We start from the raw sequence: 12,363 nt of genomic DNA on the forward strand, positions 1-12,363 counted from the left end.
GAGAGGTCATTAAAAATAATATTCAAAATTAAAAGGAGGTGTAATTTTATGAAATATAATTTAGCATTCAAATACAGAATTTATCCAAATAAAGAGCAGGAATTGTTAATAAACAAGACTTTTGGATGTGTTCGTTTTGTCTACAATACGATCTTGTATACTGCTAATAAAATTTATGAAGAAACCGGAAAAAATAAAATAATTACACCTGCCAGTTTGAAAAGTGAAAATCAATTTTTAAAAGAAGTGGACAGCTTGGCACTTGCAAATGCTCAATTAAATGTAAAACGATCGTTTATGAATTTCTTTCAGAAGAGAGCGAAGTTTCCAAAGTTCAAATCTAAAAAGAATAATATTAAAACTTACACAACAAATTGTGTAAATAATTCGATACGAATAGAGGAAAACAAATATTTGATTTTGCCAAAATTGAAAAGAGTAAAATTAAAATATCATAGAGAAATACCGAAGGATTACAAGATAAAGTCAGTAACATTGACAAACAGTAATGGAAATTACTATGTTTCTGTTTTGACGGAATTTGAAAAAGAAATTCAAAAAATCCCAAGTAATGATAAAGTGATTGGACTTGATTTTTCAATGTCTGAATTATTTGTCAGTTCTGAAAATCAAAGGGCTGATTATCCAAGATATTTTAGGATGTTGGAGAAAAAATTGAAAAAATTACAAAAATCATTGTCAAGAAAAGTAAAATTTTCTAAAAATTGGTATAGACAAAAAGTAAAAATATCGAAATTACATGAGTATATCAAGAATTGTCGAAAAGATTTTTTGCATAAATTATCGAAAAAATTATCTGAAGATTATAATGCTGTGGCTGTTGAGGATTTGAATATGAAGGGGATGAGCCGGGCATTAAATTTTGGGAAAAGTGTAGGAGATAATGGATGGGGAATGTTTTTGAGAATGCTTGAGTATAAACTGATGTTTTTAGGGAAACAATTTTTGAAGATAGATAAGTGGTTTCCATCGTCGAAAACTTGTAGTAAATGTGGAAATGTTAAAGAGGAACTGAAATTATCAGAAAGAAGTTATAAATGTGAGTGCTGTGGGATTGAAATTGATAGAGATTACAATGCGTCATTGAATATAAAAGACATTGGAAAATTGATGTTGGAATATTAGGAAAATAAAAGAAGACAGGGTAGGGACTACCCGAAGAGCTTGGTAAATATATTTGGCTAGCAAAAGCAGATACTTCCCAAGAAGCTCCCGCTTCTAAAAGCGGGAGTAGTTCACTAAATAATTTCTATAAGAAGAGTAATATTGCTATTCTGAATAGTTCAAAGCGTATTTTCTAATCGCTTTTGCTACACCGTTATTTTCATTACTATCAGTTTGATATTTTGCAGCCTTTCTAGCAGATTTTGTTCCATTTTCCATTGCAACACTATAATTAGCATACTCAAACATTTCAATATCGTTATTTCCATCTCCAATTGCCATTATTTCTTCCTGCTTAATTCCCAATTTTTTGGCAAGTTTTTTTAATCCAGTTCCTTTATTATTACCTTTTGGCAGTATTTCATAAATATAAGGCTGACTTAATACACTACTATATTTATCTTTTAAAATACTTTCATTTTCTTTTTGAAAATTTGCCATTATGTTAGGATTTCCAAGGAACATTATTTTTATTATTTTATGTTTTCCATTTTTTGCTTCTTTGAGACTTATATTTGTAATATCTGAAAAAACAAATCCAGCATCTGTAATAAGCTCATCTGTAGGCTTTCTGTCGTCTATGTTGAAATAATAATAGTCATTTACCAAAGTAAAGTTTATATCATAACCTTCAGAGAATTTGTATAAATAATCAATATCGTCGGAAGTGAAATTTACTTGGTCAATCAGCTCCCAGTTTTTTGTTTTATGAATAGAGCAGCCGTTATTCAAAATAACATATCCTTCTGAATCAAGTTCTGATAGCCCAAGTTCCTCATAAAATGGTAAAATTCCATATAAAGGTCTACCTGTACAAAGTACAATTTTTATTCCTGCGTCTATTGCTTCGTGAATAGCTTCCTTTTGTGCCTTGTCAATATGTTTTTTTCCATTGAGCAAAGTTCCATCCATATCAATTGCAATCAATTTTATCATTATTTATCCCTTCTTTCAAAAAAATATGCTTATCTAACTTCTTAAAGTTATTAATAAAACAGTTATGATTTATAAATTTAGTTTTTATTTTATTATAGTATATCTTAATTTAAAAAAATATTCAATAGCTTTAACAAAATTTTGTAAAATAAAAACCCCTGAAAACCAGTGTTTCCAGGGAATATAAAATATCTCTTATTATATTTTTTCCTATCTTTTTGAGAATTGTGGGCTTCTTCTTGCTTTCTTTTTCCCGTATTTCTTTCTTTCAACCATTCTTGAATCTCTTGTTAAGAATCCTGCTTCTTTTAAAGCTCCTCTTAATTCAGCGTCAGCTACTAATAAAGCTCTTGAAACACCATGTCTAATAGCTCCTGCTTGTCCTGTGTTTCCTCCACCGGTTACATTAACTTTTACTCCGTATTTGTTTAAAGTATCTGTTAATTCTAATGGTTGTTCTACGATTTTAGCTAAGATTTCTCTTCCACCAAAATATTCTCTCATATCTTTTCCATTTATTATTACTCCAGTTTCACCTGGTACTAATCTTACTCTTGCTACTGAAGTTTTTCTTCTTCCAGTTCCTAAATATTGAATTTTTTCTGCCACGAAAATTTACCTCCTATAACTCTATTCTTTCTGGTTTTTGTGCTGTATGTGTATGTTCTGTTCCTGTGAATAATCTCAATCTGTTAATCATTTGGCTTCCTAATTTGTTTTTAGGTAACATTCTTTCTACAGCTTTTCTGATTACTTCAGTAGGTTGTTTTTGTAACATTTCTTCTAAACTTCTTACTTTCAATCCACCTGGATATCCACTATGTCTGTAATATTTTTTGTCTAATAATTTGTTTCCTGTTACAGCAATTTTATCAGCATTCAATACGATAACAAAATCTCCTCCATCAACGTGCGGTGTGTAGCTTGGTTTATGTTTACCCATTAATCTTACAGCGATTTCAGTAGCTAATTTTCCAAGTACTTTTCCTTCTGCGTCTATCTCATACCAGTTTCTTACAACTTCTTCTTTTTTTTGCATTACAGTGTATTTACTCACTTTGTTTCCTCCTGTTTTTATTCTCTAATATTTATAGAATAACGGTCCTTTGTGGGAAAGGCTCATATTAGTTAATTATATATTATTTTTACCTACTTGTCAAGCATATTTCCTTGATATTTCCATTATTTTGATAATTTTTTCTGTTTTTAACAACATTTCATACCAGTAATTTTAATTTTCTCCTTATAGAAAGTAATTCTAATTTTTTGAATATTTTTTATTTCTTTAGAACATTTTATAACTAAAGGGCATAGTGAGCTATGAGAAAAAAGTATTTGAAATTATAAAAAATATTTGTTACAATTCAACCAGAAAATCTTTGAAAAAATAATAAATATAGGAGGGAAAAATGGCATTAGAGAAAGTAAATTCACCTAAAGATTTAAAAAACTTAAAAAGAGAAGAAATGGTTGAATTAGCGGCTGACATAAGAAAAGCGTTATTAAATAGATTGACAAATTATCCTAAAGGAGGGCATGTGGGACCTAATTTTGGTGTGGTTGAAATGACGATTGCTTTACATTATGTGTTTAATTCACCGATTGATAAAATTGTGTTTGATGTGTCGCATCAGGCTTATCCGCATAAAATTTTAACAGGGAGAAAAGATGGATTTCTTTATGAGGATAAATTTAAAACTGTTAATGGGTATACTGACCAAGATGAAAGTGAACATGATTTCTTTAGGGTTGGACATACTTCAACATCGGTTAGTTTGGCGACGGGACTTGCAAAAGCTAGAGATTTGAAAGGTGCTAAAGAAAATATAATTGCATTAATTGGAGATGGTTCTCTAAGTGGAGGACTTGCTTATGAAGGATTGAGTAATGCTGCTGAACAAGGTGGCAACTTGATAATTATTGCAAATGATAATGATCAGTCAATTGCGGAAAATCATGGTGGATTGTATAAAAATTTAAGGGAATTGAGAGAAAGTAATGGTGAGGCACCAAACAATTTCTTTAAATCGCTTGGTTTGGATTATAAATATGTGGCTGATGGACATGACATTAATAAATTAATTGAAGTGTTTAAAGAAGTGAAAGACATTGATCATCCAATAGTTTTACATATTCATACAATAAAAGGAAAAGGATTGCCATATGCTGAAAAAGATAGAGAACCTTGGCATTATAATGCAAACTTTGATCCAAAAACAGGTGAACCAAAAACTAAACCTGAACCAAAAGAGGAATTTGGAACAATAACATTTGATTTCTTGACAGATAAAATGGAAAAAGATCCGACAGTTACATTTATTAACGCTGGTGTTCCTATGGGATTTGGATTTACAAAAGACAGAAGAGAAAAATTGGATAAATTGAGAAAACAATATGTTGATGTTGGAATTGCTGAAGAACATGCGACAACTTTTTCATCGGGAATGGCAACAAATGGTGCAAAACCAGTATTTGGGGTAATTAGTACTTTTGTTCAAAGAACTTATGACCAAATTTCGCATGATATTGCGATAAATAAAGCACCAACGGTTACTTTAGTATTCGGCGGAACATTAAAAGGTATGAATGATGTAACACATTTAGGATATTTTGACATACCGATGATTTCAAATATACCGAATATCGTGTATTTGGCACCAACTACAAAAGAAGAATATTTAGCAATGCTTGACTGGGCGATTGATCAAAATGAAAATCCAGTATTTATAAAAGTGCCTGGTGGAGCAGTTCAACATTCTGAAACTGATGTGGATAAAGATTATTCTAACTTGAATAGCTACAAAGTTGTGGAAAAAGGAAATGATGTGGCGATTATTGGATTGGGAGAATTTTTTGCATTAGGTAAAGAAGTGAAGAAATTGCTAAAAGAAAAAGCTGGAATTGATGCAACATTAATAAATCCAAGATTTATAAGTGGTGTTGATGGAAGTTTGTTGAATGAATTAAAAGAAAATCACAAATTGGTGGTTACATTGGAAAGCGGACAAAAAGAAGGTGGATTTGGAACGAAAATTTCTAGCTTCTACGGGACTTCTGACATGAAAGTGCTTAATGTGGGTGCTAAAAAAGAATTTACTGATGAAGTTCCTTATGATGTATTTTTTGAGGAAAATAGACTTACGAAAGAACAAATTGTTAAGGATATTTTAATGGCTATTAAATAATTTGAAATTTAAATAAGATAAAATAAAATCAGGAGTACATTTGATAATATTCCTGATTTTTTTGACTTTATTTAATAAGTATAACTTTCTTCGCTAACTGGATAAAGATATGTTTCCCATTCTTCAAGTTTAGGATTCATAAGATTTTTCCTTTTCAATTATTTTTATTTCATAATTCTCAATACAAGTTTTTCTTTAGCATCTTTCAAAATTTCGTTAATTTCATTTTTTGAAAGATTATCTGCCAAGATAATGTAGTAATTTTCAATTTGATTTATTAGTTCAAATGGTGAATTTTCTATGTCAAAATCATCTGAAACTCTTACATAGTAAGAATCTTTTACTGTGTTTGAATCTACAATTTCAAATACTTTTGTGGAATTGAAGAAGTAATCTGATTCAATATGGTTTCTAGTTACAATTTTTACAATATCAGCCACTACTGCTGAAGCAGTTGGATCCATTCCAGCACCTTTTCCATAAAATAAAGTCTTATCTGTGTATGAACCAGTTGTTTCAATTGCATTATAAACATCGTCAACTTTTGCTAAAATTTCACTATTTGGAATTAATGTTGGTTCAACTGAAATTTGTGCTGATTTTTCAGATAATAATTTTGAACTTGCGATTAACTTTATAGTTAAATTTAGTTTGTTTGCAGAGAAAATGTCAACTGTGCTAATATCTCTAATTCCTGATAACTGCATATCTTTAAATTTAATTGAACCTCCATAGGCAAGTGAAGCCAAAATGTTAATTTTATGTCCTGCATCAATTCCATCTACGTCAAATGTAGGATCAGCTTCTGCATATCCTTTTTCAGAGGCAATTTTTAATGCTTCGTCAAACGATAAGTTATCTTCTTTCATTTTTGTCAAAATGTAATTTGAAGTTCCGTTCATAATTCCACGGATTTCAGTAATTGTATTTGCAACTAAACTTTCCATTAAAGGCGTAACAATAGGGATTCCTCCACCTACAGCCGCTTCAAATAAGAATGATACGCCATTTTCTTTTGCAATTTGAAATAATTCAACTCCAAATTTTGCAATTAGTGCCTTGTTTGCTGTAACGACACTTTTTTTAGCTTGAAATGCTTCAATAATTATTTTTTTTGCGATAGTTTCTCCACCGATGAGTTCTACAACGATTTTGATTTCAGGATCGTTTAACACCTTTTTATAGTCATTTGTAAGAATAGATTTGTCAAAATCAAATGAAAATTCACGATCTATATTTAAATCACACGCATATTTTACTTCAATGTCAGCTCTTGATTTTTCAAAAATGCTTTCTTTTTCTTTTGTTAGTACTTTAAGAACTCCTTCACCAACAGTTCCCAATCCAATAATTCCTATTTTCATATTTTTTAAAGTCCTTTCTTTCAATAAATATTATTAATTTGTTTTTAGTTTAGTTATTTAAATAATATGTTTGACAATCTTCTAAATAGTCTGAACCTCCCACGACTAAAGTTGTGAGTGTTCTTGCACTATTTCATAAATTTATATATTTTGATTATCTTTAAATAAAACTGATAAAAACAACACTTTCTAATTTTTAAAAATATAAAATATTTATTTATCAAATTCTAAATTATAATTTTTTAACTAATCTTCATTTTCAATAAATCTTTTATGTAGCGCATTTACTGCTTTATTTACATCATCTTCGTAAATAATGCAAGAAACATTAATTTCTGAGCAAGAAATCATATCAATATTTATACCATTTTCAGCAAGTGTATCGAAAATTTCAGCAGTAGTTTCATAGTGACTCTTAAGACCAATTCCAACAACAGAAACTTTTGCAATTTTTTCCTTATATAGAACTCCTTCGGCTCCAATTTTTTCTTTAATTTGTTCTGAAATTGCCACAGCTTCCTTTAAATCATCAATTTTTACAGTAAATGAAATATTATTTAATTCTTTGTTGATACTTGAACTTTGTAAGATTATATCAGTACTTATTTTTTCTTTTGCAAGTCTAGAAAATACTTTTGCGGCAATTCCTGGTTTGTCAGGCACTCCAAAAAGTGTGATTTTTCCTTCATTTTTAGAAGATGTAATACCTGCAATTTTTACTTTTTCCATAGCTTCTCCTTCTGTGTAAATATTTTGATTTTCAAATTTTTCAAATTCTTCATCCTTTTGAACAATTGTTCCAGTAGAGTCATCAAATGATGAACGTAAATGTATTTTTATACCATATTTTGCAGCAATTTCAACTGATCTTGGATGCAGAACTTTTGCTCCAGAGGCAGCTAGTTCTAGCATTTCTTGATATGAAATTGTTTTTAATTTTGTTGCATTTTTTACAATTCTGGGATCTGCAGTATAAACTCCATCAACATCTGTATAAATTTCCACCTCATCAGCATCAAGTGCCGCTCCCAAAGCAACGGCAGTCGTATCAGAACCACCACGTCCAAGTGTAGTAATTTCATTATTTTCAGTAATTCCTTGAAACCCTGCAAATACTACCACATTTCCTTTATCTAATTTTTCCTGTATAATCTGCGTATCTATATCAATTATTTTTGCCTTTGTATGTACAGACGTAGTTTTAAAATTAACTTGAAAGGCATTTAGTGAAACAGCCTTTTCTCCTAGTTCTTCAATAGCAATTGCAAGTGACGCAATAGAAATTTGTTCCCCAGAAGTTAAAAGCATATCAAATTCACGTTTGTTTGGTGTATCTGAAAGTTCATAAGCTCTTTTTACTAATGCATCAGTTCTTCCAGCTGGTGCAGATACAACAACGATTACATCGTGTCCAGCCTTTTTATATTTTACAACCCGTTTAGCTACTTCCTTCACACGTTCTGCATTAGCAACGGAAGTTCCACCGTATTTTTGTATAATTAAAGCCATATTACCTCCTATTTTTCTTTAAAATTTAGCTACTTATTAATATACTATTTTTTTTAATAAATTTCAATATTTTACTAGCAAAGAATATCATATTCTAGCTAAAAAAGCAAGGTAATTTACATATTTAATATAATAAAAAATTTTTGGTTTTAATCTTATCAATTAAATTTTTAGAGAGCTGAATATAATAAGCATATTAAAAATAATAAAAAAGAATACTAAGAAAAAATAAATTGAAAAGATAAAAGAATTGTGATACACTAACTGCAGAATAGTATTTAAAATTTTTTGTGATTTATATAACAAATAATTATTTAAATATATTCAAATTTACTTTATTTAAAAATTAAATAAGGAGGAAATTTATGGAAGATAAAAAAAAATTAATAATTATAACATCAATTATAGCAGTAGGAATCCCATTATTTGCGATTAGCACACAAACGATATTAAAAAAGGCTAGGGATGATTACTATAAAATACAAAAACAGCAAATTGAAGATGAAAAAGCTAAAGAGAGAGCTGAAAAAGAACAAAGGCTAGCTCAAGAAAAGGCAGAAAGAGAAAAACAAATTCAACAGGAAAAGGAAGAAAAGGAAAAACGTATAACTGAAGAAAGAAATGAAAGAAGACAAAAAGCTGCGGAACAAAAATTGCAAAGGGAACAAACTGCACAAGATAGACAAAATAAAAGGGAAAAAGTTAAAATCACTAATGCGGCTCCAGTTTTTACTCCTGAACCAGAAGTTACAACTACTGAAAAACATGAATTAACACCAGAAGAAGTAAGAAAAGCAAAAAATGCTTTAAAGGAAGCAAGAGCAAGTTATTTTAGCGGAAATAAAGCAGCAAAACCATCCAAAACTTCAAAGAATACAGATAAAATAATAATAAAATCTGATAGTAAAGGAAATGTAGAGGCAATAAGACATACTAAGGAAGAAAATGCAAAGGCACAACGAATTTTAAAAGAGATAAGAGATAGTTATTATAAAAATAGTACAAGATAAAATAATTAAATGACTCAGAAATGGGTCATTTTTAATAAAAAAAATAACTTAGTTAAATAAAAAATAATAAATATTGCAAAACTATTTGACTTAATCTAATTTTTTTTGGTATAATGAACATAGAAGGTAATAATAAATTTTAGGAGGAATATGAAATGAAAATTGTAGTTTTTGATGCGAAACCTTATGATATCGAATTTTTTGACAAATGGAATGAAACTTTTGGAGCTGATATTACTTATTTTGAGGAAAAATTAAGTTTAAAAAATGTAATGCTTACAAAATATCAAGATGTTGTATGTACATTTGTAAATGATGACTTAAATGCAAAAGTATTGAATATACTTTCAAAAAATGGAGTTAGAGTAATTGCGGCAAGATGTGCTGGTTACAATAACATTGACTTGAAAGCTGCCCGTGAAAACAGAATTACCGTTTTAAGAGTTCCTGCATACTCTCCGTATGCCGTTGCTGAACATGCATTGGCATTACTTATGTCAGTAAACAGAAAAACTCACAAGGCTTATAACAGAACAAGAGAAGGAAATTTCAGCCTAGCAGGGTTAACTGGAATGGACTTAAATGGTAAGACAGCTGGAATTATAGGAACTGGTAGAATAGCAAGAATTTTCATAAGAATTTTAAATGGATTAGGAATGAAAGTTATTGGTTACGATAAATACCCTAATGAACAAGCTGCAAAAGAAGAAAATTTCACTTATGTAACACAAGATGAAGTATTTGCAAAATCTGATGTAATTTCATTGCATTGCCCATTATTCCCTGAAACAAGACACACAATTAATAAAGAAACTATTGCTAAGATGAAAGACGGTGTTATCATAATTAATGCTGCCAGAGGTGGATTAATTGATACAGAAGCATTGGTTGAAGGATTAAAAGATAAAAAAATTGGTGGAGCTGGACTTGATGTTTATGAAAATGAAAGCAGCTACTTCTTTGAAGATGAATCAGCAAGCGTGTTAGAAGATGATTTATTAGCTAGATTATTGTCATTTAACAATGTTGTGCTAACTTCTCACCAAGCATTTTTGACAACTGAAGCATTGGATAACATCGCTGAAGCAACATTTAACAATATTTTATCTTATGTTAAAGATGAACCATTGAAAAATGAAGTTTGGTACAACGAAGAAACTGGTAAAGTTGTTGAAGGTTTAAGAAAATAATTATTATCTGAAATATAAAAAAAGTTTTTGTTTTCTAAAAACTTAAAGAGAGGCTGTTTTTTAAGAGCAGCTTCTTTTAATATTTATATTTTCCTAAAATTTTGAAAAAAAGAGAATTTTGAAAAAGAAAAAAATAAAAAGAAAGAGGAAAAAAATATGGATTTATTTGAAATAAAAAAACAAAATGGAATAAATGAAGTTAATATTGAAGAAATCAGGAGGCATCTTTGACATTGGAAATTTAAAAAATGAAATTAGTGAATTGGAAAAAAAAACATTTGAGGCGGACTTCTGGAATACGGATAACTGTCAGGAAATATTGAAAAATATTAGTGCAAAGAAAAAATTGCTTGAAGAGTATGATAAGTTAAATGGGATTTTTGAAGATGTTTCTACAATTATTGAATTTATTGAAATGGGAGATAATTCGTTTGAAAATGAACTTGAGCAGAAGTCACAGGATTTGAAAAATGAAATTGACAATTTTAAGACAAAATTGCTTCTGGATGAAGAATACGATATGAACAATGCTATTCTTACGATAAATTCAGGAGCTGGTGGAACGGAGGCATGTGACTGGGCTGAAATGCTTTATAGAATGTATGATAGATGGGCAAATCGGCATAATTTTAAGGTTGAGGTGCTTGACAGCCTGGCTGGTGAAGAAGCTGGAATTAAAAGTATTACGCTAAATATAAAGGGGAACTATGCTTATGGCTATTTAAAAGGGGAAAAAGGAGTTCACAGACTTGTCAGAATTTCACCATTTGATTCAAATGCCAGACGGCATACTTCATTTGCTGCAGTGAATGTAACGCCTGAAATAGAAGATGACGTTGAAATTGATATTCGTCCAGAAGACTTGAAAATTGATACTTATAGGGCAAGTGGCGCTGGAGGGCAGCATGTAAATACAACAGATTCAGCCGTTAGAATTACTCACATCCCAACAAATACCGTAGTTACCTGCCAAAATGAGCGTTCACAGCTGAAAAATCGTGAAACTGCAATGAAAATATTAAAATCTAAATTGTTTGAATTGGAATTGGAAAAACAGGAAAAGGAAATGGCAGAATTAAAGGGAACAGAATCTAAAATCGAATGGGGAAGTCAAATCCGTTCTTATGTTTTTCAGCCTTATAAAATGGTTAAGGATCATAGGACAAAGGCTGAAGAGGGAAATGTTGAAAAGGTTATGGATGGAGATATTGACTTATTTATAAATGAATATTTGAAATATGTTAAATCTTAACTTATATTATTTTTTTCATTTAAATAGTGAATTTATTGTAAAATCTTTTAGCAAGGGGTTGAAACCCCTTGTTTTATCATAATTTTAAATTTTATTATAATTCTAAATATAATAGATTTGAAGAAATTTGATAAACTATTTTAAATTTATATATTACTCTCGTTTATTTTTTTTACTGCTTCTTCAAACTGTTCCCGTGAAATATTAAATGAATTAAGGGCCTTTAAAAGTTGCTTCGCATTATAATAGCCGATTTTTAACAGGTCTCCTAGCATTATTCTATGTTCCTTTGAATTATTTCCAGAAACAAATCCATTATCAATCAAATCACTGATATTGAATCTATCTTCAACATTTTGATGAGCCGTAATAACATTTTTTAATGCATCTAAAATTGCTTCATCATTGGCATTTTCCACTCCGATATTATCATCTCTAGTTGCATCCTTTTGACTGACAAAGGCATGCTTTATATTTGGAATATATCTCTTTAACGTATCTCGAATTTTTTTTCCCGCAAAATCAGGATCTGTAAACAAAATTAAATCGTTATTTCGGGATAATTCAACTATTTTATTTATTGTTTTTTTAGATAATGCAGAAAAGCCGTTTAAGGCGATAATATGTGCATCTACAACTCTTTTTATGGCTGTTATGTCATCTCGCCCTTCGACTACTATAATTTCCTTTATTTTTATTTTTTTATTTTGTGTATTTGATTCTTTTTTCATT

General features: G+C 29.8%; 11 protein-coding genes. 5 read left to right on the forward strand and 6 right to left on the reverse strand.

Annotated features, from left to right (window positions below; translation table 11 throughout):
• Positions 1-48: 48 nt before the first annotated feature.
• Complete coding sequence (locus tag FVE73_RS04805) at positions 49-1,146, forward strand: RNA-guided endonuclease TnpB family protein (RefSeq protein WP_146997836.1); 1,098 nt, start codon at positions 49-51, stop codon at positions 1,144-1,146.
• A 144-nt stretch (positions 1,147-1,290) separates the two neighbouring features.
• Here FVE73_RS04805 and FVE73_RS04810 read toward each other — a convergent pair whose 3' ends face one another.
• The 3 genes from FVE73_RS04810 to rplM form a co-directional block, all read right to left on the reverse strand.
• Entirely contained in the window at positions 1,291-2,121 is an 831-nt protein-coding gene (locus FVE73_RS04810) for a Cof-type HAD-IIB family hydrolase (protein ID WP_018497916.1), read from the reverse strand.
• A 210-nt stretch (positions 2,122-2,331) separates the two neighbouring features.
• Positions 2,332-2,730, reverse strand: a complete 399-nt coding sequence (rpsI, locus tag FVE73_RS04815; protein ID WP_018497917.1) for a 30S ribosomal protein S9 — start codon at positions 2,728-2,730, stop codon at positions 2,332-2,334.
• 13 nt (positions 2,731-2,743) lie between these two features.
• Positions 2,744-3,178, reverse strand: coding sequence for a 50S ribosomal protein L13 (gene rplM / locus FVE73_RS04820; RefSeq protein ID WP_018450228.1), 435 nt, complete (start codon positions 3,176-3,178; stop codon positions 2,744-2,746).
• A gap of 352 nt (positions 3,179-3,530) precedes the next feature.
• On the opposite strand from rplM, the gene FVE73_RS04825 reads away from it, so the two are divergent.
• The gene (locus tag FVE73_RS04825; protein WP_018497918.1) at positions 3,531-5,306 is read left to right on the forward strand and encodes a 1-deoxy-D-xylulose-5-phosphate synthase; all 1,776 of its coding nucleotides are present in this window, start codon (positions 3,531-3,533) and stop codon (positions 5,304-5,306) included.
• Between the two features lie 164 nt (positions 5,307-5,470).
• On the opposite strand, the gene FVE73_RS04830 is transcribed toward FVE73_RS04825, so the two are convergent.
• Positions 5,471-6,670: a homoserine dehydrogenase gene (locus FVE73_RS04830; protein ID WP_018497919.1), complete on the reverse strand. Its 1,200-nt coding sequence runs from the start codon at positions 6,668-6,670 to the stop codon at positions 5,471-5,473.
• A 246-nt stretch (positions 6,671-6,916) separates the two neighbouring features.
• Positions 6,917-8,179, reverse strand: coding sequence for an aspartate kinase (locus tag FVE73_RS04835; protein ID WP_018497920.1), 1,263 nt, complete (start codon positions 8,177-8,179; stop codon positions 6,917-6,919).
• Positions 8,180-8,544: 365 nt separating this feature from the next.
• Here FVE73_RS04835 and FVE73_RS04840 point away from each other — a divergent pair, with 365 nt between their 5' ends.
• The 3 genes from FVE73_RS04840 to prfB all read left to right on the forward strand — a co-directional run bounded on the left by FVE73_RS04840 (position 8,545) and on the right by prfB (position 11,631).
• Positions 8,545-9,189, forward strand: a complete 645-nt coding sequence (locus FVE73_RS04840) for a hypothetical protein (RefSeq protein ID WP_018497921.1) — start codon at positions 8,545-8,547, stop codon at positions 9,187-9,189.
• 155 nt (positions 9,190-9,344) lie between these two features.
• Positions 9,345-10,379 carry a 2-hydroxyacid dehydrogenase gene (locus FVE73_RS04845; RefSeq protein ID WP_018497922.1) on the forward strand — a complete coding sequence of 345 codons (1,035 nt, stop codon included), beginning with the start codon at positions 9,345-9,347 and terminating at the stop codon, positions 10,377-10,379.
• Between the two features lie 156 nt (positions 10,380-10,535).
• Positions 10,536-11,631, forward strand: a protein-coding gene (gene prfB / locus FVE73_RS04850; protein WP_232058535.1) for a peptide chain release factor 2 whose coding sequence is annotated in 2 segments (ribosomal slippage) — positions 10,536-10,607 and positions 10,609-11,631 — 1,095 coding nt in all. Because the reading frame shifts where the segments join, the coding sequence is not laid out codon by codon here.
• 146 nt (positions 11,632-11,777) lie between these two features.
• Here prfB and rnmV read toward each other — a convergent pair.
• The gene (gene rnmV, locus FVE73_RS04855; RefSeq protein WP_018497924.1) at positions 11,778-12,362 is read right to left on the reverse strand and encodes a ribonuclease M5; all 585 of its coding nucleotides are present in this window, start codon (positions 12,360-12,362) and stop codon (positions 11,778-11,780) included.
• Between the last annotated feature and the right edge of the window lies 1 nt (position 12,363).

The organism is Leptotrichia wadei (assembly GCF_007990545.2).
Lineage (GTDB): Bacteria > Fusobacteriota > Fusobacteriia > Fusobacteriales > Leptotrichiaceae > Leptotrichia > Leptotrichia wadei.

Excerpts from the sequence above, each read along its gene's own strand:
- FVE73_RS04825 (WP_018497918.1), top strand. The coding sequence starts at position 3,531 with ATGGCATTAGAGAAAGTAAATTCACCTAAAGATTTAAAAAACTTAAAA.
- FVE73_RS04810 (WP_018497916.1), bottom strand. The coding sequence starts at position 2,121 with ATGATAAAATTGATTGCAATTGATATGGATGGAACTTTGCTCAATGGA.
- FVE73_RS04845 (WP_018497922.1), top strand. The coding sequence starts at position 9,345 with ATGAAAATTGTAGTTTTTGATGCGAAACCTTATGATATCGAATTTTTT.
- FVE73_RS04835 (WP_018497920.1), bottom strand. The coding sequence starts at position 8,179 with ATGGCTTTAATTATACAAAAATACGGTGGAACTTCCGTTGCTAATGCA.
- FVE73_RS04830 (WP_018497919.1), bottom strand. The coding sequence starts at position 6,670 with ATGAAAATAGGAATTATTGGATTGGGAACTGTTGGTGAAGGAGTTCTT.
- FVE73_RS04840 (WP_018497921.1), top strand. The coding sequence starts at position 8,545 with ATGGAAGATAAAAAAAAATTAATAATTATAACATCAATTATAGCAGTA.
- FVE73_RS04805 (WP_146997836.1), top strand. The coding sequence starts at position 49 with ATGAAATATAATTTAGCATTCAAATACAGAATTTATCCAAATAAAGAG.
- rnmV (WP_018497924.1), bottom strand. The coding sequence starts at position 12,362 with ATGAAAAAAGAATCAAATACACAAAATAAAAAAATAAAAATAAAGGAA.